The organism is Corynebacterium sp. LK10, from assembly GCF_008042455.1.
Classification (GTDB): domain Bacteria; phylum Actinomycetota; class Actinomycetes; order Mycobacteriales; family Mycobacteriaceae; genus Corynebacterium; species Corynebacterium jeikeium_D.
The window spans coordinates 244,896-270,895 of sequence record NZ_NOVT01000022.1 but is presented as its reverse complement, the minus strand read 5'-3'; the positions used below and the strand labels follow the sequence as shown (position 1 = coordinate 270,895).

Sequence of the window (26,000 nt, the reverse complement as noted above, 5' to 3'; positions counted from 1 at the left end):
ACCGCTAACGCACCGCTGGCGCAATCCGGCTGCGCATCTACAATTCGTCGTAAAGCGTTCCTATTTCGTAAAAGGAGAAATGAACCCCCATGGCTTCTGTCGCTTCTTCCTATGATGCCGCTCTGCTGGATCTGGATGGCACGATTTACGAGGGTGGCGCGGCGATTCCGAACGCGCTGGAGGGGCTGACTGAGGCAGCGCTGCCGATGGTGTTTATTACGAACAACGCCTCGCGCGCGCCGCAGACCGTGGCGGATCAGCTCAATGGGCTGGGCTATGACGTTCATGCGGACGATGTGATGACGTCGGCGCAGGCGGCCATTGAGATGGCGGCGGAGGTCATTGAGCCGGGCTCGAACGTCTTTGTGCTGGGTGCGGAGTCGTTTAAGCAGTTGGCTCGTGAGGCGGGGTACAACCTCGTGGATTCCGCTGATGACAACCCTGCGGCGGTGTTCCAGGGGCTTAACCGTGAGATGACGTGGAAACAGATGTCGGAGGCGGCGCTGGCGGTGTCGCGAGGTGCGCGCTTCCTGGTGTCGAATTTGGATACGACGCTGCCGTCGGAGCGCGGTTTCCTGGTCGGTAATGGTTCGGTCGCTGCGGCGATTTCGACGACCACGGGCGTGGCTCCGCTGTCGGCGGGCAAGCCGAAACCGCCGATGTTCATTAAGGCGGCGGAGCGTGTGGGTGCGAAGAATCCGCTGGCAATCGGTGACCGTCTCGATACCGACATCGCGGGCGGAAACGCTGCAAAGATAGACACGTTTATGGTGGTCACGGGCGTTTCCACGCATATGGATGTCGTCGCAGCGCCGCCTGAGCACCGTCCGACGCTCATCGGCGCTGACATGACCGCGCTGAATCGTGAGCTGGATCAGGCACGTCCGGCTCCGCAGGCTGGTTTCACTGCGCGTTACGACGGCGCGGAGGCCGGTGTCATCGTTCTTTCTGGCGGTGACACGGAAGATCCTCGGTTGGCGAATCCGGCGGAGGCTGCGGTGGCGGCTCTGCTGACGGTCGCGGATGTGGTGTGGAACTCTGAGGCTGGTCGTGCTGGCGCGGTCGAGGTCGCGCAGGTCCGCGCGGAGGGGCCAGCTGCTGAGGCGGCTCTGGCTGCCTGGCGGAAGTGATAGCCGATGAGTGAGGTCGCACCGAAGCCAGGGCAGGGGCAGGGGTCTGGTCCTGTGCCGGGGCCGAAACCCGGCCCTGCATCTGTACCTAACCCGGCACCTAGCCCGGCGGCGATGCCCGGCGCGCGCGAGGTAACTCCGGAGGATGTCCGCGAGCAGGTGGCGGCCGCACTGTCTGCACCTGCGCCAACTCCGCAGGAGAGAGTCGCGCAGTTTGAGCGGGCGCATGAGATTTTGTATGAGGCCCTGGGCTCGTCACGCAGGGAAGGAAAGTGAACGCGGTGGCAAAGAAAGCTCCTAAGCGCAGGCTCGATGCGGAGCTGGTGCGAAGGAAGATCGCTCGCTCCCGTGAAGCGGCAGTGGACATGATTAAAGCCGGCCGAGTGGAGGTCGGCGGTTTTGTCGCCTCCAAGCCTGCGACTGCGGTGACAGGCGACGTGTCCATTCGCGTCAGTGGTCTGGAAGAAGATGAGAACTGGGCATCGCGCGGTGCGCACAAGCTGCTCGGTGCGCTGGAAGCTTTCGAGCCGCAGGGCCTGGAATTGAAAGGCCGGAAGGTGCTGGATGCCGGTGCCTCCACGGGCGGCTTCACCGATGTGTGCTTGCGCCGCGATGTCGACACCGTCTATGCCGTTGATGTCGGCTACGGTCAGCTGATTTGGCGCTTGCAGGACGACCCGCGGGTGGTTGTGCTCGACCGAACTAATGTCCGCACGCTGACGCCGGAGATACTTGGCGGCACGGCCGATGTCATGGTTGGCGACCTGTCGTTTATTTCTTTGAAGCTAGTCCTGCCCGCAATTGTCTCCTGCCTCGACGAGGGCGCTGACCTGCTGCCAATGGTCAAGCCGCAGTTCGAGGTGGGCAAGGAGCGCCTTGGCTCCGGTGGTGTCGTGCGCAGCGATGCACTGCGTCAGGAAGTTGTCCAGGAAGTCGCCGAATACGCCCGCACTCTGGGGCTGTCCTTCCGCGCAGCCGTGGCCAGCCCGCTGCCGGGTCCGAGCGGCAACGTGGAGTTCTTCCTGTGGCTGGTGAAAGACGGCGGCGCCAGCGATATTGGTGATGAGGCTATGGCTGCGGCCATCGCCAAGGCTGTTGAGGAGGGGCCGCACAATGACTAGCGCGAAGACTCACTCACGGGAAAGCAAGCCCAAGACCAGCGCCGGCAAGCGCGAGATTCTGCTGGTTCCGCACACCGGCCGTAGCGCCAACCTGGAAATGGCCGCCGAGGCGGCCGAGCTGCTTGAGGCCGCGGGTATCGACATCCGCGTGCTGGCCGGTAAGAACCCAGAGGCGCTGGCCGCGCACCCAACGCTCGGCAAGTACCCACGTTACTGGCATTCTCCGCAGGCGGCGTCGGGATGCGAACTCGTCCTCGTCCTCGGCGGCGACGGCACCTTTCTGCGTGCCGCAGACATTGCGCACTCGGCTGACCTGCCGGTGCTCGGCATCAACATGGGGCACGTGGGCTTCCTCGCTGAGTGGGAGCAGGAGTCCATGACCGAGGCGATTAGCCGCGTCATCAAGCGTTCCTGGCGCATCGAAGACCGCATGACCATCCGCGCCACCGTCCGTGACACCACCGGCCGCGTCATTGGCTCTGGCTGGGCGCTGAACGAAGTCAGTATCGAAAATGTCAACCGCCGTGGCGTCCTGGACGTCATCTTGGAGGTCGATGGTCGCCCGGTGAGTTCCTACGGCTGCGATGGTGTGCTAATTTCCACGCCGACCGGCTCTACCGCGTACGCCTTCTCCGCAGGTGGTCCCGTACTCTGGCCGGAGCTCGACGCTATGCTCGTCGTGCCCAACAACGCCCACGCGCTGTTCTCCCGCCCGCTGGTGATCTCACCGCATTCGACTATCGCGATTGAGACCAACCACGACACCGCCGAGGCGGTCGCGGTGCTCGACGGCTTCCGCAACATCACCATGCCGCCGGGCAGCCGTATCGAAATCGAGCGCGGCGCACAGCCGGTGCGCTGGGTGCGTCTGGACGATCAGCCGTTCGCCGACCGTCTGGTGCACAAGTTCCGCTTGCCGACGTCCGGGTGGCGCGGCCCCGCCGAGGCGCAATAGCCCCTAAACACGGCAGACAAGACCCCACACTTCAAGGGAAGGACTGATTGCAGGCGCCATGCTGACTGAGATTTCCATCCGCGACCTCGGCGTTATCCCCGACGCGACGCTTGAATTCAGCCCAGGCCTGACCGTACTCACAGGTGAAACCGGTGCGGGTAAGACCATGGTGATCACAAGCCTCAAGTTGCTTTGTGGCGCGCGTGCCGACGCCGGCCGCGTGCGTACCGGCGCAGACAAGGCCCTGGTGGAAGGCCGCGTGTCCACCGAACATCTCTCTGAGGACGAGTCCACCACCATCGATGCTGTGGTCGCTGAGCTCGGCGGCGAGCGCGATGAGAATGACGAGTACCTGCTTGCTCGTCAGGTCTCCGCGAAGGGGCGCTCCCGGGCGTGGGTTGGCGGTCGCGGTGCGTCGGCTGCGGCACTGGCGGATGTCTCCACGCGCCTCATCGCCATTCATGGCCAGAACGATCAGCTGCGCTTGCAAAGCGCCGATGAGCAGCGCGCGGCCATCGACCGCATGGATGCCGACACCATCGCGCCAACGCTGGAAACTTACCGTCAGCAGCGCGCACACTGGCGCTCCCTGGCCAAAGAACTGGAAGAGAAGACCTCCAAGCGCCGTGAGCTGGCCATGCGTGCCGACCAGCTCAGCTTCGCCATCGAAGAAATCGACGCGGTCTCACCCGAGCCGGACGAAGACCAGAACCTGGCCTCGCAGATCCGCCGCATGCAGGACCTAGATGGTCTCCGCGACGCGGCAGCCGTGGCGCTGGCCGCCATTGATGGTGCCGCTGCCGTGAGCACGACCGGCATGGATGCCGCCACCGAGGACTCCGGCGCCGCCGAACTCCTCGGCGCCGCCGCGAACGAGCTCGCCGCCGCAGACGACGAGGAACTCACCGAGTTTTCCAACCAGCTCAATGAACTGACCAGCCAGCTCTCCGAGATCTCCGCTGGCCTTGGCGCGTTTCTCTCCGGTCTGCCGGAGGAAACCGAGTCCCTGGACAAGCTCATGCAGCGCCAGCAGGAGATCAAGAACCTGACCCGCAAGTACGCCCCAGATATCGCCGGTGTCCTGGCCTGGCGGGATAAGGCGGAGCGCAAGCTCGCCACGCTGGATGTTTCCGGCGAAGCGCTGGACAAGCTGACCGCGGAGATCAAGACCGCAGAGAAGAAACTCGGCACCACCGCACGGAAGCTCTCCAAGGCTCGCGCAAAGGCCGCGAAGCACCTGGAACAGGCCGTGACCAAGGAACTCAAGGGCCTGGCCATGCCACATACCTCGCTGGTGGTGGAGATCACCAAGGCTGACACCTTTGGCCCCGCTGGCGTGGACAACATCGAGTTCAAGCTCCGTGCCCACGAAGGTGCCGAGCCGCGCCCGCTGGCCTCATCCGCATCCGGAGGCGAGCTATCCCGCATCATGCTGGCATTGGAAGTTGTCCTCGCCGAAGGACAGGCCGGACACACGATGGTTTTCGATGAAGTTGATGCCGGTGTTGGTGGGCGCGCGGCTGTGGAAATTGGCAAGAGCCTGAAGCAGTTGGCGGTGAATAACCAGGTGATCGTCGTCACGCACTTGCCTCAGGTGGCGGCGTTTGCGGATACCCACTTGGTGGTCAGTAAGGATGCGCGCTCCGGTGCGGTGTCGTCGAAGGTGACGAGCCTGGGGGATGAGGAGCGGATTGACGAGCTCGCGCGGATGATGGCGGGATTGGACGATTCGGACTCCGGACGCGCGCACGCACAAGATCTTCTGGATCAAGCTCGGCGCGCCTTCGCGGCCAAGTAGCTGCACTTATGTTTCACTAAGTGCCATGAGTCTGTTCTCTCGGAACGAAAAAGATCTTCCTGGCATCTCGGGGACTGTGCGGGACGGTTCCCGCCTGGAGCGTGCGCTCAAGCGCATGGGCGAAGGCGACATCGTGGTGATTGATGCGCCGGATATCTCGCGTCCACTGGCACAGCAGTTGATTGATGCCAAGGTCGCCGCAGTGGTGAACACTGGCGCGTTTACCACTGGTTTTGTGCCGAATTACGGCCCGCAGATGATGCGCGACGCCGACATTGAAATGGTGCAGAACGTCGGCGACAAGGTCTTTGAGAAGCTCAAGGACGGCAAGAACGGCAGGCTTGACGACGGCAAGCTCTACCACGGTGACCGCCTGATTGGTCAGGGCGACGAGGTCGACCAGGACGAGCTCGAGCGCGCCTTCGACGAGGGCCGCACCAGCATGGTCGACCGCCTGGAGGCGCTTTCCGGCAACTTGGTGGAGTTCGCCAAGACTGAGTCCCCGCTCTACATCGATGGCCTGGGCATTCCGGACGAGACGGAGCCGCTGCGTGGCCGCAAGGTGGTTGTAGTCAGCCCTGGTGAGGGACACCGCAAGACGCTGGAAGACTTAAAGAACTTCATCCGCGAGTACGAGCCGCTGCTCATCGGCGTCGACACCGGTGCCGACACGCTCTTCGACCTGAAGTACGAGCCGGACTACATCATCGGCGACCCGGAGAACATCAACTCCGAGGCGCTGCGGTCTGCCGGTTGCGTGATCCTGCCCGCTGATCCGGACGGTCACGCGGTGGGCCTTGAGCGCATTCAGGACCTCGGCATTGGCGCCATGACCTTCCCGGCGCTGTCCGATTCTGCCACTGACCTGGCGCTGGTGTTCGCCGCGCATCACGACGCCGACATGGTCGTCTCCGTCGGTGCCCCGCAGAATATCGACAGCATCTACCGCGATGAGGATCAAAGCGGCGTGCCGTCGGCATTGCTGTCGCGTTTGAAGGTCGGGGAGAAGCTTGTCGACGGTCGCATGGTCGCCGACCTCTACCAGGTCAATAGCCGTGGTTTCGGTGTGGCCTGGGCAATCCTGGCTATCTTCGTGGCCGTTGCGGTGATCTTCGCTATTGCTGGTACCTCCGGCGATGGTTCTGTCAGCGAGAATCTGATTGATACCTGGAACTCCATTGCACTGTGGTTCCAGGGGCTGTTTAAGTAGTCTTTCGTAGGTAGGGAGTAGGACGGGCGATGGCGAAGAAGCGCAGGAGCGGGAAGTTTACAGCCGGTGTGACAGGTGCTGCCCTCGGTGTTGCGGCAGGCGCTGCGCTGGGTGCTTATGTGCTCAACCCCGCTGGTGCTGGCATTGATTTTGGCACTGGTGCTGCCTCTGAGCGCGATGCCGCTGTTGCACGTGCCGATGCGCAGCAAGCGCGTGCCGATGAAGCTAACCGCATCATCGAGCCCATCATCGGGGAGATTGTCAAGGACTCTTTGAAGGACGTGCCGGTCCTGGTTATCGCCACTCCTGATGCTACGGATGAGCAGCTTGCAGGGGTTTCCGAGACTCTGCGCGCTGCTGGCGCCCCGGATGCGGGCGTGTTGAAGCTGACCGATAAGTTCCTCTCTTCCGCTGGTGCGGATGAACTGAAGGACACGGTTTCTACCTCGCTGCCGGCTGATGTGCAGCTGGATCCGGAGCGCCGTGAGCCGGGCCGACAGGCTGGCCAGGCGCTGGCTCCGGTGTTGGAGCTGGATAAGGATGGGGGAGAGCGAGCTTCCGCTGCTGACCGGAAGCTACTGCTGGAGGCCCTGAAGGGCGCCGGCTTTGTCGAGTATGAAGAGGGGACCCTGCGCCCGGCTGCTGGCATCGTGATTGTTGGTAATCACGGCACGGTCTCGCGCGCTGCGATTGACAAGGGCGAGGACCCGGAGTTCGGTGCGGGCCTAGTAGCGGATCTTGCCGTTGCGCTTGCTGAGGGCTTTGGTGCTGGTGACGATGCTGCTGGTCACGTAGTGGTGGGGACTGACGGTTATGGACGCGAAGGCGTCAGCGCTCTACCGGACGAGCGCTGGGGCGCCGACCCTGTCGTGAAGCGTGTAGACGCTGTGTCGGATGCGGCGGGGCAGGTCGGGGTTGTTGGGGACTTGAAAAGGTAAAAACACATGGAAGTTAGTCGGGAAACAGTAGAGCAGCTTTTCAAGTTCTCTTCTGACAGAAAGTGGGAGGTTTTTCATACTCCTGAGAATCTTGCTAAAGCGATCTCAATTGAGTCTGCTGAGTTGCTCGAACTTTTTCAATGGGACGCAGAATACGAAAAAGCCGATCTCGAGGATGAGCTTGCAGATGTGCTGAGCTACTGCCTTTTACTGGCTCGTAGGGCTGAAATCGATCCTAATGAGGCGATTGCGAAGAAAATCGCCTTAAATGAAGTGCGCTATCCGCGTAGTAAAAGCACGGGAAGTTCGCTTAAGCACGACAGGTTGTAACGTGAGCAAGAGAAAACTGCTTCCAGCCCCAAGGGCATTTGTTGAGCGAGTCGACTACGCAAGTAGTGGCATCGACGAGCTAAAAGGCAAAGACATTCCTTACCGCCGTTTTATTATTGACTACCCTACGGTCTACATCATTTCATTGCGGGACAACAAGGGATCCTATCGAGTCTATGTGGGGGAAACGAACTCGATTGTCCAGCGAACGACCCAACATCTCGAGGGGGATACAAAGGCATCTAACTCCAAGCGAAATCTCTGGATTGATTTACGTGATGGCGCTGGGACCCAGATGTACGTGATTGGGCACTCTCTATTTAATAAGTCGTTGACTCTGGATATTGAGAATCGACTTATGCAGTACTTGCCTAGCAACGAATCGGTGAAGTCTGCCAGTGAGACCAGTGTTGCTACTGAGAATGCGCGAACAAATGCGCAAGGTGATTACTTCACCAAAGAGCATTTAGACAAATCTTTCACCCAGATTTGGTCTAAACTACATGCGCTGGATCAACAGCTATTTCCAGCTGAACGTATTATCCGCGAATCTGCACTTTTTAAAGCATCACCTTTCCATGAGCTAACTACAGAGCAGTCTGATGCAAAGTTTGAGATAATTAATGCAGTTGTAGATCAAATGCAATCAATCGGCGACTCTAGGCTGATTATGGTCTCAGGCGCTGCTGGAACCGGCAAAACAGTATTGCTTAGCAGCGTTTTTTATGACTTGAATCAAAAGCTCCCAGCTATCGAAGAACATCTTGGGAAATCGACCCTTGACGCGTATATGCTAGTCAACCACGATGAGCAGGTTACTGTTTATCAGCAGGTTGCTGAAAAACTCGGTATTTCGAGTACCAAGAATCTTAAAGTCATGAAGCCGACATCCTTTATCAATCATCGGAATCCTGGGGAAAAGGTAGATGTCGTTCTAATCGACGAAGCTCATTTGCTATGGACGCAAGGAAAACAGTCGTACAGGGGTAAAAATCACCTCAAAGATATTCTCGAACGTGCACATGTAGTGGTAGCAGTATTTGATCCTGACCAGATTCTTGCCGCAAATCAGGTGTGGGAGCCGGCGGATTTGGAATGGATGGAGCAACGAGTCGATAAAAGTATTGATTTAAAGCTTCAGATGAGGATGCTTGCCTCGGAGGATACCATTCAGTGGGTACGCTCTTTTGTCGATGACGGTATTATCCATAAAATTCCGGAGGATAATAAATATAGTATTAAGATTTTCGATGATCCTAACCAGCTTTACGAGTCAATTAAGGACAAAGCGTCGAATGTAGAGGAAGGATTATCTAGGTTAATAGCCACGTATGATTGGCAGTTTTCGAGTGCTCGGCCACCTGCGGAGAATGAACTCTGGCGGGTTCGAGTCGGTGATTTTTCAATGCCATGGAACAATCAAAAGAAGAGTACTGAGAAGAAGACTGCAGGTCTACAGCTGAGCTGGGCAGAGCGCCCACAAACTATTGATGAAATTGGTTCTATTTTTACTATCCAAGGTTTTGACCTGAACTATGCTGGTGTCATTATTGGCCCCTCTGTCAAATATCGTGATGGAAAGATTATCTTTGACCCATCTGAGTCGTGGAACCCAAATGTGAAGAATAAACGAACGTTGAAAGACGGGTCGAAACAGTCCTTCGCTGAAGAACTGTTGAAGAATCAGCTTAATGTCTTACTTACTCGAGGGGTACACGGGCTACATATCTATGCTGTGGATCGCGAGCTTCGTGAAGCGTTGGTTGCTGCCGCATCTGGAATAGCGGATGATTAACCGGGTTTAGTTTCAGTATATTTAATTTTCCAAAAAGTGCAGCGTTTCGCTGTTTCACGTTCTCAATTGTTTCGAAGGATGGACTTCCAGGGCTATTGAATAGGGAATTGAAACTGGGATTATAACCCGCTGTTGAATTGCTATTAGAAGCTGTGATTCGTTTTGGATGTTGGTTTTCGAGAATATTTATTGACCATCTATAATCTCTTATCCAATGAAGTCTTTCATTTCAATGCCCTAGAAAATGTTTTTCGCAGTTCTCCTCTGAGATAGGTAACAGCCTTGGTTGAAATTCTTTCTGTTGCGTACCTTTTCTTTCCAGCGGTTGCTAGGAAAACGTCACAGTCGCTCTCAAATACATATCCTGCACCGCCTCCACCTCCGCAGGCACATCCTCTAGCGCAATTGGTCCCGACACAGCCGTGTCCCAATCAATCTGGGAGTCAGCAAGGAACTCTACCGCCTGCGCAAGATGCCGTGGCTCGTAGTTATGGACACCGGTGATGGTGCGCCAGCCACGGACGAGCCACTCCGGATCGAGGGCATAAGCCGGTGACGTGGCAACACTTCCGGCCAGCACCGCTCGACCACCTATGTCGAGGCTGCCGATGCAGGTAGCGACTCCGAATTCGCTACCGGAGAACTCGAGGGTGATATCGAAAGGCTCTGGTTCGGAATCGGCACCAGCAGCCGAGGGGTCGGGCACAACCGCACCCAACTGTCGTGCCCATTCAAGCCGAGTCTGGTTGCGGTCCATGGCCACAACCTCAGCGGCGCCACCAAAAACAGCTGCCTCAACAGCGATGAGGCCGAGCATGCCGATGCCCATAACCAGGACTCGTTTACCTGCAAGGGGTCCAGCCTGTTCCATACAAGCGATCACTGTGGCGCCGGCGCAGGTCGCGATGGAGGCAGCGACATCGGGAAGCGAGTCGGGGACTACTACCACTGGCTGATGGTTGCGCAGCACAATATGGGAAGCATAGGTCCCTGAAAGAGGCCAGTCGCTATCGAAGGCCTCGTGACCAGTCTTTTTCAAATTCCGGCACTTGGCGGTCATGCCGCGTTCACAGCGGTCGCACTCCATGCATGGCGCGGTGACAGAGAACACAACGCGCTGGCCAACCTGCAAATCTGGGTTGCGGGTGGCGCGGACGACTCCGACTCCCTCGTGGCCGAGGACGCTGGGGCACGGTGCGCTGCGGCGACCGAGCACGGTGTGACGGTCGGAGCCACAGATCGTAGCGGTGGTGATTTCCACTAGGGTTTCGCCTTCTTGCAGAGCAGGAATAGGAACTTCCTGCATGCGAAAGTCGCTACCGCCGTGCCAGACAAGTGTCTGGGCCCTTTCCATCGGTGCAGTAGGAGTGGAAGGTGTCGAGGGAGTCGGAGTTGTCATCAGTGTTGTGTACCTATTCGGTCAGATCTACAGTCTGGGTCCTACTCTCCAACAAGGTCCAGCAGGTTCGCGGACGAATCCAGAACGTGGTCGGCACCGAGGGCGTCGAACTGTTCCCGAGTCAGGTGGCCGGTGAGCACACCGACGCTTGTCACGCCAGATTTTTGGGCGGAACGGACATCGGCATCGGTGTCACCGGAGCTAATCACGGCCGCCTCGTCGGTCACACCGAGCTTCTCCATAACAGCCAGGATCTGGTCGGGCTCGGGGCGGCCGTGCTCGACTTCGTCACCGGCGACAACTGTGTCGATGATTCCGTTGTCCCACCCCATGGAGGAGACAATGATATCGACGATTTCGCGCGCAAAGCCCGTCGTCAAGCCGATTTTGATGCCCTTATCGTGGAGGGCGTTCAGCATGTCTTCGACGCCTGGCAGTGGGGTCGGCGGGTTTTCCTTGTACGTGCGAGCAAGCTCGGCGCGGAAGAACTCCCACGCGTGGTTGTGGACCTCTGGGGTCGGCTCGATGCCGCCCTCACGGAGCAGATTGCCAATCGCCCAGAACTTCTCGGTACCCATGTATTGCTGGAAAGTCTCGTCGGAGTAGCGAGCGCCTTCGCGTTCGGTGGCTTCGCGGAGGACGCGGTAGACCTCGTCACGGTCGTCGATGGTGGTGCCAGCCATGTCGAAGATAGCGAGCTGATAAGTCATGGAGATTTTCCTTTTCGGTAGAAGGAGACGGGGACTGGGGGGGGGGGATTAGCGGACGGCGGCACGCAGCCACATGGACAGCGCCTCGACGACGAGGACGACAGCGACCATGAGGATGAGGATGTAGGTGACGACGTCGAACTGGTTGACTCGAGAAGCATTGAGCAGCTGGAAGCCGATGCCGCCTGCGCCGACGACACCCAGCAACGTGGCCGAGCGGATGTTGGTGTCCAGCAGGTAGAGGCAGTGGGCAATGAAAGACGGGATTGCCTGGCGAACGGTGCCGGCGAAGAAAATCTGCGACTCGGTTGCGCCAGTAGTGCGCAGGGCTTCCTGCACGTCAGTGTCGGTTTCTTCCAGCGAGTCAGCGACCAGCTTGGACAGTAGACCAACGGCACCTAGAGCTAGCGCGAGCGTACCGGCGACCGGGCCCAGACCGGAGATGACCACGAAGATGATGGCCAGAATCAGCTCCGGGATACCGCGGATGACCACGATCAGAACGCGGAAGAAGCCGTGTACCCACTTGTTGGCGACCACGTTGGAGGCAGCCATGACGCCAATCGGGATGGCGAGGATAGCGCCGAGGAAGGTGGCGGCGAAGGCGATCTGCAGGGTATCGAGAAGCAGCTGGACAATCTCGCCGGCAATACCACCGGAGGACGGCGGCAGGAACAGCGCCATGGTCTCTGGCAGGTTGGCCAGGCCGGTGAAGAAACTCGAGGCGGAGATTTCTGTCTCGGCAAATGCAGCGATGGTGATGACCACGAGTGCGATGATGGTCAGCACGCGGGAGCCGCGGGCTGCAGTCCACGGCGGGTTAATCGACGGCTTACCGTCGGTGGCATCCTGCTTGGCTGCCTTGCGCTTGTCCTTGATCTTGGTTCCCCACATGCGGTCCACCCAGGTGCCGGACAGCAGGGAAGAGTCGGACTTGCGCATCATATCTCGTGGAAGGCGGCGGGGTTGCCTAATTCAACATCTCGCGACACTCTTCCTCGGAATGGCCAGAGTTCAGGCAATCGGCCCAGTCGATTTGGCCTTGAACCCACGGGGATGGCTCGTTGTTCTGAGGTTCCGGGGCAGTGTTCATGGAAAGACCGTCATAGAAATTGTTGGCGCAATACTGCGTCCAGCCGGAGGTGCCGTCGGTAAACCAGGTGGTGCCTTGTTCGTAGAGTCCCTGCGAGGATTTCGCGCAATGCGAAATCGTTTTGTTTATAGCTGTCGGCTCGCCGTTGGGTGCGCCGGCGTAACCGGTGGGGCTCGAGCTTTCCGTCGTCCGGGTCGGGGGTGTCGACGGGTTAGGGGCCTGGTGGTGGATTGTGTCGTCGATTCTGTGCTGCTTTCTGGGCTGGAGGTATAGGACCTCACATCGCTGGCTGTTCAAAATAATCGTGGAGCAGGCGTTTAGCCTCGCCGGTGATTTAGGGATCGGTAGTAATCCTGTGGCATTGCAACGAACGTGTGGCTTGTTTTGACGTGTGGTCGGTATCACTTTAAAAGCCTGCAGAGCTGGAGGCGGATAGTATTATAGTTATATTTAGTTCACATTTTATTAACCCTATTTAGGGGCTTTAATTGGCTGCCATTCAGAGTACGATAGCGATTCATAGCCCGTTTTTTTTGCTCTTGCCCATGCCGTAGTTCTTATTGGAAGCGTTTTACTATTCACTGTTCTACGCAAGGAGTAATCATGGGCACTCATCGAGGAATCTCGAAGCTGGCACGGTCGGCCACAGCACTGGTAGCCGCAGCTGGTGTCGCTATGGCAGCGGCTCCTATCGCGGCTGCTGACCCAACTTCGATAACTGGTAATAATCAGGTTCTGTCCTGGATGGAAATGGGCGAGTGGGGGCCAAAGGCAAAAGATTTCCCCGCCGTCATGGTCAATCAGGGGATGACGGAAAACATCAGTCCCGAGGGCACAAATGTGCAGTGTGTTCCTGCTCCTGGTGAGAATCCGGTGGTCATGATCCACGGAATGAACTCGAACTCGTACCAGACCTATGCGCGCATGGCGCCGGAGCTAAAGGCAATGGGTAAGTGTTTGTACGCCTTTAACGTCGGCAAGCTGGGGCCTGACGAGTTTTCGGTGCTGGGCTCTATTCCAACCATGCGCAACATGACCCCGTTGGATACCGCTTTGGCTCAGCTGACTGCGAAGATTGACACCCTCAAGGCTGAAACTGGTGCTAACGCCGTCGATATTGTTGGTCACTCTGCTGGTGGTACCTTGGCTGCCGCTTACGCCAAGCAGGAGCAGGGTCGGGGAATTGGTACCGTCGTGTCCTTGGCGGGTGTCCTGCACGGCACATCACTGCTCGGTATCTCCTATGGTTTGGAGCAGCTCGACCAGCTCGACAATGCTGGCAATAAGGCTGCGGGGTACATTGTCAGCCCGAGCCTGGTGGATCTGCTGCAGCATAGCGAGTTCATGGCCAAGATGAATGAAGGCGGTCTGGAGCAGCCGGGTGTCAACTATGTTGCAATCTCTACCCAGGTTGATGAAGCCGTCACTCCAATGGCTGCAAGCCAGTGGAAGGCACCGAGCGCCAACAACATTCTTCTGCAGGACGGTTGCTCGGCGGACCTGTCGGGCCACATTGGTCTAACTTTCTCGCCGCGGGCAATTGCGCTGGTAGCTAATGCGCTGGGGCGCAATGTTGAGGTTCCATGTGTACCGGTAACCGCCGTTGTGGAAGGCGGCATCAATGACAATGCCGGTGTTCGCCCTGAACATGTCAATGCCGTTTCTGATGGCATCACGGAAATCGACGGACGCATTGCTCAGGCTGCGGAATCGCGGTAGCGATAGTCGCGAGCGCGACAGTAACCGGCAGTAAAACCGGACAAGGGATAGGGCGCGTTGTCGGCAGTAGCTACTAGCTGTCGGAACGCGCCTTTTTCGCCATCAAATCCAGGGCAATGGCCGCGCCAATAATGGCAGCGCGTAGCTGTGGCGGCAAATCATCCTTGAGCTGGAGCACATAGCGCTCATTGCCGGTTAGCATATTTGTAAAACCCGACCACTTGCGTGACATCTGTGCAACTTCGATGTCATTGATCTTGAAGGTTGCGTCGTAATGCCAAACGTCGCCGTCGACCTCGCAATTGGCAAAACCGGGGATGGAAATTTCCAGCCGCCGCTTAAAGAACGCAAATTTCTGCTGAATAGTTGCCAGTAGACGCGAAGCCTCTGCTCCAGTCTGCTGCTTGCCTTCAGAGGATGTCGCCTGCGGGTCGGGGTAGTAGACCTCGTAGCTGTCAAGGGCGAAATCGGTTGGATCGGTAATAACGAACACAGGAGTGCCGTCTGGTTCGGACACTGTCAGACGACGAGAGCCCATAAACATGCGGCTCAGCGTGCCGCCAGTAGTTTCAATCTTGCCGACGCAATTGCCCTCGGTGTCCAGGATGTCGAAATCATCCGCCATGAAATTTCGAATCTGCTGGATAACGATGCTGTTGTGCGAGAGCAGTCCCCGATAACGTCCTTGCTGTGGCGGAAGCTGTTCAGGTGTGGGAGGTTGCTCAGGAGCGGAGGGCTGCTCAGCCGCGGAAGGCTGCTCAGCCGCGGACGGCTGCTGCTCGGAAGCCTCTTCCGCATCATTTTGTGGAATCTGATCCCACAGTGACTTTGGGTTATCCCAATACGAAGTCATGGCAACAGCCTTCCTTGATGAGTCTTGGGGCAGGCGAGGGGGTTAGAAGTTCTCTACGAGCGCCTTGTTGAAAGCCTCAAGGTCAGCCGGGGTGCGGGAGGAAATCAGGTTGCCGTCAACGACAACTTCCTTGTCGACCCAGTTGGCGCCGGCATTCACCAGGTCGGTCTTGACGCTGATGTAGGAGGTAATCGTGCGGCCCTTCAGTGCATCCGCGTCGGTGAGAATCCAGCCGCCGTGGCAAATCACGCCGATAGGCTTGTCGGCTGCGGCGAATCCCTTCACCAGGGCCACGGCATCCTTATCGATGCGAATCTGGTCAGCATTCACGGTGCCGCCCGGCAGGATCAGGGCATCGTAATCATCAGCGGAAACGCTGGTGGTCAGCTTATCGACGTCCACCTTCGTACCATTCTTGCCCTCAATGGAGCCTTCTTCGGTGGAGATAACGTGCACGGTCGCACCGGCATCCTTCACGGCCTCAGCCGGGCTAGTCAGCTCGGAGTCCTCGAATCCGTCAGTGGCCAAAACTGCAATGGTCTTATTCGTTAAATCAGTCATAGCCCCGAGGGTAACGACGTGATCGCGTTTATGCATTGTTCCACCACAGGCCCGGTTCGAGCGTTGATTCTGGCCACGGCTTCCGCCATCATTCGGGCCACATACCGCAGTCATGTTTGCAGCTACGGCCGTCGTCAATTCGACTTTGATGCCCTTGTCGTGAAGGGCACACAGCATGTCCTCCACACCTGACAACGGGGGTCGGAGGATTGCCCTTGTAGGTGCGAGCAAGCTCGGCTTAGCACTTCCGAAGTGCGGTTGTGGACCACTGGGGGGGGCAAGAGGTCCTGTCGTGCTCGCTAAAGCCGGGGCAGCAGACGCAGTGGGTAACGCGTCAGCCAGCGGGATCAGAGTTAGCTGCGCATCTGGAAATCTCGGACACGGATCAGATTGTCTCCGTACTCAGGCTACGGCTTATGGATGGAGAGCCAGCTATGGGCGAAAGGCTGAATTACCCTCTGGACGTCGGCAAGCACATACTGACCTTTGATACTGATTCGGGTTCTATCTACCGGCACCTGTTGGATAGCGGTGTGGACATTGCGTATGCGACGCGCACGATTGACGCAGTTTCGGCCAATGAAGAAGATGCTGCACTGCTGAAGATTCAGGTCGGCGCGCCATTGCTGCGTGTGCGGCGTCGTGCCTTCACGCTGGATGGAGTGCCGATTGAGGCCTCTGATGACCGCTACCTGGCAAGTAAGGCGAACTTCTCGGTAACGACGGCGCGGGGCAATGCGTCACCGATCTCGCCGCAGGCCGGGGAGGGCTTGGGGGCAATCTTCAGGGGGAATTATGCATAAAATATGCAAAATCCGGCTTGGAAGCAATAGAATCGACACCATGTTGCTGTCATTGTCCGTCTCGAACTTCCGCTCGTTTGGCGACGAGGCTGTCCTGGATCTTCAGCGGCGCGGTTTTAAGACTCAGCGCCCTCGCAATGGAGAGACGTGGGTTGAAAATACTTGGCGTCGTGCAGCGATTTTTGGTGCTAACGCTGCGGGGAAATCGAATGTGCTGAGAGCCCTTGGGCAAATTAATAATGCCGTCAAGTTCTCGTTGAGGGCGGATGAGTTTCTAAAGGTTCTTCGAAACCCGCATATGTTGCGTGAAAAAGAAGTAACTTCTTTTGAGCTGGAATACGTGTACGACGACATTCGCTACCGATGGGGCCTTGTCTTGGGTCGAGCCGGAGTCGTGGAGGAGTATCTTGATGCTAATCAAACTTCACGATGGCGGAAAGTGTATCAGCGAAATCAGGCTGAAATTTCATTTGGAAATGATATTGGTATCTCACATGCGGCCAAAGAGAATATTGAAGAGTTTTTGAGGCCTTGGGTTCTGGTGCTTTCGGCATGGGGGACGCTCCGCTCTACCGGGAAATTTGGAGGTGCGGTGGCTTGGTGGAAGGGGGTTCTTCCGCTAATCGTTTCAAGTGACGCAGACCAAGATACGAGACACAAGTGGATGGTTAATCTTGCGAGGCAAGACCCTAATTGGCTCAAGGTCTTGAAGCTAGTGGTTAATGTTGCTGACGTAGGTATCAGTGATATTGGAATCGAAGAGTTAGCTCCAGAGTCTGTTCGTCAAATTTTTGTCAAGTTTAATGACGAAGGTGGGGCTGAAGTTAGTGAAAACTTGAACCCTGATGAAATAAATGAAGTGCTGCGTTATTTGCTATTTAAGCATCATGCTCATGGAGGGAGCTTCTCGCTGCCTGAGCATGAGGAGTCACAGGGTACCCGTACCTGGATGGATATAGTCGTTCCGGCGGTATATGCGCTTGCGGTAGGTGGAGTGATGGTAATTGATGAAATTGACGGGTCGCTGCATCCAGTGCTAGTTCGAGAGTTGGTATCTTATTTCGAAAGTGAAGAATTGAATGCGCGTGGAGCACAACTTTTATTTAGTACTCACGATCTGACGCTTTTGGGAAAATACCCTACAGAAGTTCTAAATCGTGGAGAAGTTTGGTTTGTGGAGAAAAGCGGCTCTTACTCAGAGTTAATTGCACTCGACGAGTTTCCGGTTCGAAGTGCGCATAATATCGAGAAGCGATATTTGCAAGGGCAATATGGTGCAGTGCCTAATGTCTACCACTCGGATTTGGGGGCTATGCTTGAGAAAATTCGCCATAACTTTCAAACTGGGCAGTTGAGGGAATAGGCGGTCGTTCTAAATGGTGCGTAAGGGGCGAGGAAAGAAGCGACGTCGAGGTGCGGGGACTAGGAAAGAATTACCTGCTGTGCTCGTTGCTGTTCAGGGGAGTGTCACTGAACGAGAGTACTTTTCCAGGTTAAAGCGCGATTTAAATCTTTCGAGCTTACAAGTTTACCCAGTTCCTGTTGATGCTTCTGGGATGGTTGCTGATGTTAAAAATCGTATTCCTCGTGATAAGAATGCTCCATATTCGAGAATCTTTTTTGTTGCAGATTTAGATGATTTTTCTAAGGAGCAGATTTGGAGCGCGATAAAGGAATCGAAAGATTTAGAGAGGAATGGCACTAGAAGCAGTTTTGTCATATCGAATGAGTGTTTTGAGGTTTGGTTGCTCGCTCATTTTGAGAACATTAAGGATGCGTCATTTCCCCGAGATACATTGCGGCGCAAGCTTAAGGAATATAAGGCAATCGAAGGTAATGGTTATAAACATATTTCGGAAGGTTTTCCGCTGGAAAGCTGGCGACAAGCGGTAAAAAATGTCGATTCGCCAGGGTTTGACCAGATTGGGGCGTCTTGCGGAACTGCGGTTGCATCTATGGTGGAGGAGCTTGCAACAAATCAGCGAATTCCCTAAATGCGTAACCTGCTGCCGCCATTATGAAAAGTCGCTTGCGTTCACACCCGCGCAAGCGATATTCTGAAGTCCCGTGGTTACGAAATACATCATCGTTACAGGAGGCGTAGCCTCCTCCCTCGGAAAAGGCTTAACCGCGGCTTCGCTCGGCCGCCTGCTCACCTCGCGTGGTCTCAAAGTGACTATGCAGAAGCTCGATCCCTACCTCAACGTGGATCCGGGCACTATGAACCCCTTCCAGCACGGCGAGGTCTTCGTCACCGAAGACGGTGCAGAAACCGACCTCGACCTGGGGCATTATGAGCGCTTCCTCGACCGCAATCTCTCCGCCGGCGGCAACGTCACCACCGGCAAGGTCTATTCCTCGGTCATCGCCAAGGAGCGCCGCGGCGAATTCCTCGGCCAGACCGTGCAGGTCATCCCGCACATCACCGACGAGATCAAATCCCGCATCGTCGCTATGGGCAATGCCGACGCAAACGGCGAAAAGCCCGACGTGGTCATCACCGAGATCGGCGGCACCGTCGGCGATATTGAATCGCAGCCCTTCCTGGAAGCCGCACGGCAAGTGCGTCACGACGTCGGCCGCGAGAACGTCTTCTACCTGCACGTGTCACTGGTTCCGTACCTCGGCCCCTCCAAGGAACTGAAGACCAAGCCTACCCAGCACTCGGTGGCTGAACTTCGCTCGATTGGTCTGGTTCCCGATGCCGTCGTTTTGCGATGCGACCGCGATGTCCCCGACTCCCTCAAGAACAAGATTGCGCTGATGTGTGACATCGACCGCGAGGGCGTGGTGTCCTGCCCGGATGCGCCGAGCATCTACGACATCCCGAAGGTCCTCTATGAAGAGCACCTGGACACCTTCATCATCCGCCGCCTGAACCTGCCGTTCCGCGACATGGATTGGGCAGTGTGGGGAGACCTGCTCGAACGCGTCCACAACCCGAAGGGCGAGGTCACGGTGGCGCTCGTCGGCAAGTACATTGACCTGCCGGACGCCTACCTGTCCGTCGCGGAAGCTGTGCGGGCCGCCGGTTTCGCCCACCGCGTGAAGGCGAATATCCGCTGGGTCGCGTCCGATGACTGCGAAACCCCGGAGGGGCTGAAGAAGAACATGGCCGGCGTTGACGCGATTGTCATCCCCGGTGGCTTCGGCGGGCGCGGCATTGAAGGCAAGATCGCGACCATCCGCTACGCCAAGGAAACCGGCACGCCGCTGCTGGGAATCTGTCTGGGCATGCAGTGCGTCGTCATTGAGGCGGCGCGCACGGCAGGCGTTGAAGGCGCTTCTTCCACCGAGTTTGACGAGAATGCGGCCGAGCCGGTCATCGCCACGATGGAGGAACAGCTGCAGGCGGTCTCCGGTGAGGCTGACCTGGGCGGATCCATGCGCCTGGGGTCCTACCCGGCGAAGCTTGCCGAAGATTCCGTCGTCGCCGGCCTCTACGGCACCACCGATGTCACTGAGCGCCATCGCCACCGCTACGAGGTCAACAACGCCTACCGCGCGCAGCTCGAAGAGGCCGGCCTGGTCATCTCGGGCACCTCGCCGGACGGCAAACTCGTCGAATTCGTCGAATACCCCACGGACGTGCACCCATACCTCGTGGCCACGCAGGCGCACCCGGAGCTGAAGTCACGCCCCACCAGCGCCCATCCGCTTTTCGACGGCCTCATCGCCGCAGCCCTCAAGCGCAACTAGCCTCGGCGCCGCGCAGCCGAATCCGGCCCAGCTATTAGAGTGAAACTCATGGCGCATCAATTTGACGTTGTTGATTCCGAAATTGTTCTCGAGGCACCTATCATCGCGGTCCGCCGCGACCAGGTGCGAATGCCGGGTGGGAAAGTATCCGCCCGCGAGATCGTGGAGCATTTCGGCGCTGTTGCAGTCGTTGCCGCAGATGAGGATAACCGCCTCTACCTGCTCAATCAGTGGCGGCAGGCGGCAGGGAAGCGCCTGGTGGAGTTACCGGCCGGGCTTCTCGATGTCGCGGACGAGGACCCACTGGAGGCCGCCAAGCGCGAGCTGGTCGAGGAAGCCGGACTGGAGGCCGAGTCCTGGTCCCTGCTTACCGATATGTTCAGCTCGCCCGGCTTCGCAGAGGAAGCGGTCCGGATCTATCTGGCCAGGGATCTCCGTGCCGTCGATAAGCCGGAAGCCCACGATGAGGAAGCGGACATGACTGCGACGTGGGTTCCGGTCGAGGAGGCGGTGGCGATGGCGCTGCGCGGAGAGATCCTCAACGGCATCGCGCTATCCGGCATTTTGCTGGCGGCGGAGGTGCTGCTGCGGGGTGCGACGCCGCGCTCAGTCGCGGAGCCGTTCGACATTCGACCGACGGCTCTGGCGAAGCGCCGGACGGAGCAGCTCGGCGCCGGCGCGGATCTGAAACGCATCCGATGAGTTCGATTGATTCGCTTGTCGACGCCTTCGTGACCTACCTCGCGGTGGAAAAGGGCCTGTCGGCGAATACGCTCGCCAGTTATAAGCGCGACTTGGAGAAGTACCGCACCTACCTGCGGGAGATTGGGCGTACGGAATTGGCGCAGGTCACCGAGCAGGATGTGTCAGAGTTCCTGGCGTATCTGGCGCGGGGAGATAAGTCGGCGGGAAGGCCAGCGCTGGCCCCGACCTCGGTGACGCGGTCGCTGTCGGCCGTGCGGAGCTTCCACAAGTTCGCGGTGGGTGAGGGCGCGTTGGATGTGGATGTCGCCAAGCGGGTGGCGCCGCCGAAGCAGCCCTCGCGGTATCCGAAGGCGCTCAGCATTGATGAGGTCACTCGGCTTATCGAGTCCATCCCCGACGATGAGACCGCCGACGTGACGGATTTGCGAAACCGCGCGCTGGTGGAGTTTTTGTACTCGACCGGTGCGCGCGTTTCCGAGGTCACCGGCCTGGATATCGATGACGTGGATCGCGAAACCAACCTCGTGTTGCTGCGCGGTAAGGGCGGCAAGGAGCGCATCGTGCCCGTGGGATCGCCGGCCATGGCGGCGCTGGATGCGTGGCTGACACGCGGGCGGCCGAGCTGGGTGCGGGCGAACTCCGGGCCGGCGCTGTTTATTAACTCGCTGGGGCGCAGGCTGTCTCGGCAGTCGGCGGGAAATACGCTGGCGGAGCTAGGCGAGCGCGCCGGGCTGAGCGTGAAAATCTCCCCGCACACCCTGCGCCACAGTTTCGGCACACACCTCATTGAGGGCGGTGCCGATGTGCGCGTGGTCCAAGAGCTGCTGGGGCACGCCTCGGTGACGACGACCCAGATCTACACCATGATTACCGCGGAGAATATGCGACGAGTCTGGGCGGGGGCTCACCCACGGGCTGAATACTCGCGGTAATATGTGGCGGTAATATATCGCGCAGTAGAATTGATGAGAAATCTTCAAGGAAGAGGGATTGACTGTGGCTGAAGAAGGGTTGTTTGAGGCCGATCGAGTTGAACTCGGTCTCACCGGTCGTCCGGCACGTGAGCTGCCGGAACCCGCACCCCTGAACAGTCACGGCCCCGCAGTCATCCTGGCAATGTGTAACCAGAAGGGCGGCGTGGGTAAGACCACCTCGACCATTAACCTGGGTGCGGCGCTGGCAGAGTTCGGTCGTAAAGTCCTGCTCGTTGACTTAGACCCACAAGGCGCACTATCCGCCGGTCTTGGTGTCCCGCATGAGGAGCTCGACCTGACCGTCTACAACCTCATCGTCGATGACACCACCGACGTTCGCGATGCCATCCACCACACCAAGGTCTCCGGCCTGGACCTCGTTCCGGCCAACATCGACCTGTCGGCTGCGGAGATTCAGCTTGTCAACGAAGTCGGCCGCGAGCAGGCCCTCGGACGCGCGCTGCGCCCAGTGATGAATGACTACGACTTCATCATCATTGACTGCCAGCCGTCGCTAGGCCTGTTGACTGTCAATGCGCTGACCATCTCCGAGGGCGTCATCATCCCAATGGTGGCGGAGTACTTCTCCCTGCGCGGTCTGGCACTACTCACCGACACGGTGGCCAAGGTCCGCGACCGCCTGAACTTCAACCTGGAAGTCTCGGGCATTTTGGTCACCATGTTTGACCGCCGGACCCGCCACGCCAAAGAAGTCATGGAACGCCTCATCGAGGTCTTCGGCGACAAGGTCTTCGACACGGTCATCACCCGTACCGTCCGCTTCCCGGAAACCTCCGTCGCCGGCGAGCCCATCACCACCTGGGCACCGAACACCCCAGCTGCGGCACAGTACCGCAACCTGGCCCGCGAGGTCATCGAGCGCAAAGGCCGCAAATAATAGGTGACTTCCCCGGATAGTTACACTCCCGAACCGTCGTCAAGCGAGGGCGTGCAGGAAGAAATCACCGGCTTCCGCGTCGCGCTCGCGAACTTCAACGGGCCTTTCGACCTGCTGCTGCAGCTCATCAGCAGCAAAAAGATGGACGTCACCGAAGTCGCGCTGGCGGCCGTGACGGACGAGTTCATCTCGTACACGCGCAGCCTCGACGCAGTCAGCGACCTCGACGAAATCACCGAATTCCTCGTCGTGGCAGCGACGCTGCTCGACCTCAAGACCGCACGGCTTCTGCCGCGTGGCGACGTCGACAGCGAAGAAGACCTCGAACTGCTAGAAGCACGCGACCTGCTGTTCGCCCGACTGCTGCAGTACCAGGCGTATGGCAAGGTAGCCGACCAATTCGAGGAGTGGCAGAAGACCGCGCCGCGGCGCTATCCGCGAGCTGTGGGGCCGGACAAGCAGTTCGAGGAGCTGCTGCCGCCCGTGCGCCTGGGCATGACTCTCGGGGAGTTCGCCGAGTTTGCGGCCGTCGTGATGCGGCCGAAGCCGCCGGAGGAAGTCGGCGTCGGGCACATCCACGGTGTGCCCGTGTCCGTGCCGGAGCAGGCGGGCAAAATTCTGGACTCGCTGCGGCTGGCCGGCGAGGGGACCTGGTTGACGTTTACGCAGCTGACCTCGGAGTGCCGCGTGTCCATGGAGGTTGTCGGGCGGTTCCTGGCGCTGCTGGAGCTCTACCGTGCCAAAGCGATTGGTGTGGAGCAGGAGGAGGCGCTGGAGGAAATCCACGTGGCCTGGACCGGGCTGGACGTGGACCCGGCCGTCGTGGCGGCGGCGAACTGGGAGTAGGTGGCTGGGCTGCGTTGGGGCTGGCTGTTGGGGCTGGCTGTTGGGACTTGGCTGTTGGGCGTGGGCTTGGTCGGGCGTGGGCTTGGTCGGGCGTGGGCTTGGTTGGGCTGGCGCTAACAGCTGATTAGCGCCCGGCCAATTAGCGCCCGGCGCGGGAGGTTGCGTAATCTGACGCGCATGAGCGAAACCAGTTCCGCACCATCCGAGCAGGCCGTGGAGCCCGTGTCTGCTTCTTCGGCGCAATTGCCGCCCATTGACCCGTTGCGAGCAGGCGTGGAGTCGATTCTGCTGGTAGTCGATACGCCGGTGGCGGCGGAGGATATGGCGCGGGCGCTGGATGTTTCCGCAAGTGATGTCCGTGACGTGCTTCGCGAGATCGAGTACGAATACCGTGCACGTCGCAGCGGCATTGAGCTGCGTGAAACGGATGAGGGCTGGCGCTTCTACACGGCTCCCGCGCACGCCAGCGCGGTGGAGCGATTCTTGCTGGATGGCTCGCAGTCGAAGCTCTCACGTGCAGCTATGGAGACGCTGGCAGTGGTGGCTTACCGACAGCCGGCCACGCGTGCGCAGGTCTCCGGTGTACGCGGTGTCAATGTCGATGGGGTGATGCGCACGCTGGTCGCGCGCGGTCTGATTGCGGAGTCCGGAGAGGACCCGGCAACCGGCGCGCATTTGTACGTTACGACGACGCTGTTCCTGGAGCTTTTGGGGATTGATTCGCTGGACCAGCTGCCTGATTTGGCTCCGCTGCTGCCTGAAGTCGACTTGATCGACGAGCCGTTGGACTAGGTGGGGTTCACTCTATTGAACGACCCACTTCACGGTTTTCGATTCGCCTGACGGTCATCGATCCACTTCACGACACGGGTGTCACCTCATGCCACCTCCACAGCTGCCACGAGGTGACATAGGTGTCGTGAAGTCGCATTTTGGGGCTGCGGTTGCCGCTCACGACGGCTCACTGCGAGCCTTTGCACCCCACTGCACTCACCACACGCACACGCACCCCACCACACACCCACCCCACCACACGCCCTGTGGATAACTCCCGAAAACTGCAAACTATCCACAGTCGACGCCAAATTGACGCCTTCTGAGCCTCCGTGTGAGCCCAAAAATGAGAACGTAGCACTCACCAACACTCGCAAACACTCACAAACACACAAACCCACAAACACTCACACCCCGCCACCCACCAACCAGCAGTTGCAGGGACCTCAGGAGCGCAATCCGATGCCGCAGTGGATCTACGACGCCGACGACATCATCCGTACCGGCCAGCAGCGCGAATGCGCCCGCCCCAGCACATTCGCAATTTCCCGAATCGGCCAGCACTCCGACCGAGATCTCCGCCAGCGAGCCAAAAGCGGCAGCCTCCTGTGGCTCGCACACGGCGCGTACGTGCCGGTCGACAGGTGGCTCACCCTAAACAGCACCGAACGTTACATCCTGGAAATCAAAGCGCTCGTCCATCGCGGCACCACCACCGTAGTCACCCGCGATGCCGCCGCTGCTCTCCACGGTTTACCTCTGCTCACACACAACACTCCCATCGCGATAGCCAACTCCGGCCGCACGCGCGGGCAATCGCGAAGCACGCCGAATGGCCCGTACCAGCCGCACAAACGCCTCATCCGCGTCTCCGGCCGGATTCTCCCCGAGGACATCGTAGAAATCGATGGCCGCCTCGTCACCGATGTCCCAAAGTCCGTCATCGACGTCTGCCGTTCCCGCACCCCGCACAATGCACTAGTGCTTGCCGACGCCGCCCTCCAGCGCCACACCGACACCGAGGAACTGTTGGCCACGTTGGCTGCATATCCGCGTGCTCCGGGAAATGCACAGGCCAGGAGATTGTTGAGGCAAGCGACAGCGTCGTCGGAAAGCATTGGGGAATCGCTCACTAAAGAAGCAATCGTCCAGGCGGGGCTAGCTTCTGTCAACGATTCTCGGACTCCGTTGCTCCAGCAGGTTTCCTTTCGGGATGATCGTGGCTTCATCGCACGCGTGGACTTCTACCTGCCCGAACTTGGGCTGGTCGTCGAGTTCGACGGCCGTATGAAATACACCGACGGTGGAGTCGCGGACACGCAGGTGGCAATCGCAAAGGAGCTGGAGCGCGAAAAGCGTCTGAAGAACCTCGGACTGAATGTCATCCGAATCGTCTGGTCACAGCTTTTCGACGGCACCGCCGTAGCCACCTTGCGGCAAGCGGCCGCAGAAATCCGACGTCACCTGGCAAATGGTGGCAGTTGCTATCGCGGAAACTACGCCTTCGCGCGGCAGCCCATCACAATCACAGGTAAGGCGGCCGAGTTGGCCATGCGTCGCCGACGAGTGTGGAGCCAGGCGGGGCGGCTGTACTAGGCGGCGTCGGCACCGCTCTCGGCCCGCTTCCACAGGCCCTAAGTCCACTTCACGACACGAGTGTCACCTCATGCCACCTCCACAGCTGCCACG

Annotated in this window: 25 protein-coding genes; 20 read left to right on the top strand and 5 right to left on the bottom strand. The window is 58.7% G+C overall.

The features are described from left to right. Positions 1 to 89 precede the first annotated feature (89 nt). The 9 genes from CHU70_RS10615 to CHU70_RS10575 are packed head-to-tail and all read left to right on the top strand — an operon-like array spanning position 90 to position 9,277. Positions 90 to 1,130: an HAD-IIA family hydrolase gene (locus tag CHU70_RS10615; RefSeq protein WP_147739806.1), complete on the top strand. Its 1,041-nt coding sequence runs from the start codon at positions 90 to 92 to the stop codon at positions 1,128 to 1,130. 6 nt (positions 1,131 to 1,136) lie between these two features. After that, on the top strand, positions 1,137 to 1,406 hold the full coding sequence (locus CHU70_RS10610; RefSeq protein ID WP_048733379.1) for a hypothetical protein: 270 nt from the start codon (positions 1,137 to 1,139) through the stop codon (positions 1,404 to 1,406). Between the two features lie 5 nt (positions 1,407 to 1,411). Beyond that, entirely contained in the window at positions 1,412 to 2,251 is an 840-nt protein-coding gene (locus CHU70_RS10605) for a TlyA family RNA methyltransferase (RefSeq protein WP_048733452.1), read from the top strand. After that, complete coding sequence (locus CHU70_RS10600) at positions 2,244 to 3,206, top strand: NAD kinase (RefSeq protein ID WP_070858533.1); 963 nt, start codon at positions 2,244 to 2,246, stop codon at positions 3,204 to 3,206. Before CHU70_RS10605 ends, CHU70_RS10600 begins: the two co-directional genes overlap by 8 nt. A gap of 58 nt (positions 3,207 to 3,264) precedes the next feature. Further along, a complete protein-coding gene (gene recN / locus CHU70_RS10595) occupies positions 3,265 to 5,004 on the top strand; it encodes a DNA repair protein RecN (RefSeq protein WP_147719015.1) in 1,740 nt (579 codons plus the stop codon). 25 nt (positions 5,005 to 5,029) lie between these two features. Further along, positions 5,030 to 6,214 (top strand): putative cytokinetic ring protein SteA, encoded by a 1,185-nt coding sequence (steA, locus tag CHU70_RS10590; protein WP_147719016.1) that lies wholly within the window; start codon positions 5,030 to 5,032, stop codon positions 6,212 to 6,214. A 29-nt stretch (positions 6,215 to 6,243) separates the two neighbouring features. Beyond that, the gene (locus CHU70_RS10585) at positions 6,244 to 7,152 is read left to right on the top strand and encodes a copper transporter (RefSeq protein ID WP_070437379.1); all 909 of its coding nucleotides are present in this window, start codon (positions 6,244 to 6,246) and stop codon (positions 7,150 to 7,152) included. Positions 7,153 to 7,158: 6 nt separating this feature from the next. Next, the gene (locus CHU70_RS10580) at positions 7,159 to 7,482 is read left to right on the top strand and encodes a nucleotide pyrophosphohydrolase (protein WP_070437381.1); all 324 of its coding nucleotides are present in this window, start codon (positions 7,159 to 7,161) and stop codon (positions 7,480 to 7,482) included. A 1-nt stretch (position 7,483) separates the two neighbouring features. Then, a complete protein-coding gene (locus tag CHU70_RS10575; RefSeq protein WP_197737679.1) occupies positions 7,484 to 9,277 on the top strand; it encodes a DUF2075 domain-containing protein in 1,794 nt (597 codons plus the stop codon). Positions 9,278 to 9,605: 328 nt separating this feature from the next. On the opposite strand, the gene CHU70_RS10570 is transcribed toward CHU70_RS10575, so the two are convergent. The 3 genes from CHU70_RS10570 to phnE are packed head-to-tail and all read right to left on the bottom strand — an operon-like array spanning position 9,606 to position 12,331. Further along, positions 9,606 to 10,676: a zinc-binding dehydrogenase gene (locus CHU70_RS10570; RefSeq protein ID WP_242451395.1), complete on the bottom strand. Its 1,071-nt coding sequence runs from the start codon at positions 10,674 to 10,676 to the stop codon at positions 9,606 to 9,608. A gap of 41 nt (positions 10,677 to 10,717) precedes the next feature. Continuing rightward, entirely contained in the window at positions 10,718 to 11,386 is a 669-nt protein-coding gene (locus tag CHU70_RS10565; RefSeq protein ID WP_070437385.1) for an HAD hydrolase-like protein, read from the bottom strand. A gap of 48 nt (positions 11,387 to 11,434) precedes the next feature. Then, positions 11,435 to 12,331, bottom strand: a complete 897-nt coding sequence (gene phnE / locus CHU70_RS10560) for a phosphonate ABC transporter, permease protein PhnE (RefSeq protein ID WP_242451394.1) — start codon at positions 12,329 to 12,331, stop codon at positions 11,435 to 11,437. Positions 12,332 to 13,082: 751 nt separating this feature from the next. Here phnE and CHU70_RS10555 point away from each other — a divergent pair. After that, complete coding sequence (locus CHU70_RS10555) at positions 13,083 to 14,198, top strand: triacylglycerol lipase (RefSeq protein WP_147719017.1); 1,116 nt, start codon at positions 13,083 to 13,085, stop codon at positions 14,196 to 14,198. Between the two features lie 73 nt (positions 14,199 to 14,271). Here the strand turns inward: CHU70_RS10555 and CHU70_RS10550 are convergent, their stop codons facing one another. Next, positions 14,272 to 15,051 (bottom strand): LURP-one-related/scramblase family protein, encoded by a 780-nt coding sequence (locus CHU70_RS10550; RefSeq protein ID WP_049193573.1) that lies wholly within the window; start codon positions 15,049 to 15,051, stop codon positions 14,272 to 14,274. A 42-nt stretch (positions 15,052 to 15,093) separates the two neighbouring features. Beyond that, a complete protein-coding gene (locus CHU70_RS10545; protein ID WP_147719018.1) occupies positions 15,094 to 15,612 on the bottom strand; it encodes a type 1 glutamine amidotransferase domain-containing protein in 519 nt (172 codons plus the stop codon). Between the two features lie 260 nt (positions 15,613 to 15,872). On the opposite strand from CHU70_RS10545, the gene CHU70_RS10540 reads away from it, so the two are divergent. The 10 genes from CHU70_RS10540 to CHU70_RS10495 all read left to right on the top strand — a co-directional run bounded on the left by CHU70_RS10540 (position 15,873) and on the right by CHU70_RS10495 (position 25,907). Beyond that, the gene (locus CHU70_RS10540; protein ID WP_242451393.1) at positions 15,873 to 16,415 is read left to right on the top strand and encodes a GntR family transcriptional regulator; all 543 of its coding nucleotides are present in this window, start codon (positions 15,873 to 15,875) and stop codon (positions 16,413 to 16,415) included. Between the two features lie 40 nt (positions 16,416 to 16,455). Next, positions 16,456 to 17,778, top strand: a complete 1,323-nt coding sequence (locus CHU70_RS10535) for an ATP/GTP-binding protein (RefSeq protein ID WP_147719019.1) — start codon at positions 16,456 to 16,458, stop codon at positions 17,776 to 17,778. 79 nt (positions 17,779 to 17,857) lie between these two features. Next, a complete protein-coding gene (locus tag CHU70_RS10530) occupies positions 17,858 to 18,409 on the top strand; it encodes an RloB family protein (protein WP_187269730.1) in 552 nt (183 codons plus the stop codon). A 73-nt stretch (positions 18,410 to 18,482) separates the two neighbouring features. Beyond that, positions 18,483 to 20,114 carry a CTP synthase gene (locus CHU70_RS10525; protein WP_070858547.1) on the top strand — a complete coding sequence of 544 codons (1,632 nt, stop codon included), beginning with the start codon at positions 18,483 to 18,485 and terminating at the stop codon, positions 20,112 to 20,114. Positions 20,115 to 20,162: 48 nt separating this feature from the next. After that, positions 20,163 to 20,816 (top strand): NUDIX hydrolase, encoded by a 654-nt coding sequence (locus CHU70_RS10520; RefSeq protein ID WP_147719021.1) that lies wholly within the window; start codon positions 20,163 to 20,165, stop codon positions 20,814 to 20,816. After that, complete coding sequence (locus CHU70_RS10515) at positions 20,813 to 21,751, top strand: site-specific tyrosine recombinase XerD (RefSeq protein ID WP_070429685.1); 939 nt, start codon at positions 20,813 to 20,815, stop codon at positions 21,749 to 21,751. Before CHU70_RS10520 ends, CHU70_RS10515 begins: the two co-directional genes overlap by 4 nt. Positions 21,752 to 21,815: 64 nt before the next feature. After that, positions 21,816 to 22,691 carry a ParA family protein gene (locus CHU70_RS10510; RefSeq protein WP_049189940.1) on the top strand — a complete coding sequence of 292 codons (876 nt, stop codon included), beginning with the start codon at positions 21,816 to 21,818 and terminating at the stop codon, positions 22,689 to 22,691. Positions 22,692 to 22,694: 3 nt separating this feature from the next. After that, positions 22,695 to 23,537 carry a ScpA family protein gene (locus tag CHU70_RS10505; protein WP_172954612.1) on the top strand — a complete coding sequence of 281 codons (843 nt, stop codon included), beginning with the start codon at positions 22,695 to 22,697 and terminating at the stop codon, positions 23,535 to 23,537. 177 nt (positions 23,538 to 23,714) lie between these two features. Further along, positions 23,715 to 24,329 (top strand): SMC-Scp complex subunit ScpB, encoded by a 615-nt coding sequence (gene scpB, locus CHU70_RS10500; protein ID WP_049189939.1) that lies wholly within the window; start codon positions 23,715 to 23,717, stop codon positions 24,327 to 24,329. 444 nt (positions 24,330 to 24,773) lie between these two features. Next, positions 24,774 to 25,907 carry a hypothetical protein gene (locus tag CHU70_RS10495; protein WP_147719022.1) on the top strand — a complete coding sequence of 378 codons (1,134 nt, stop codon included), beginning with the start codon at positions 24,774 to 24,776 and terminating at the stop codon, positions 25,905 to 25,907. Positions 25,908 to 26,000: the final 93 nt, after the last annotated feature.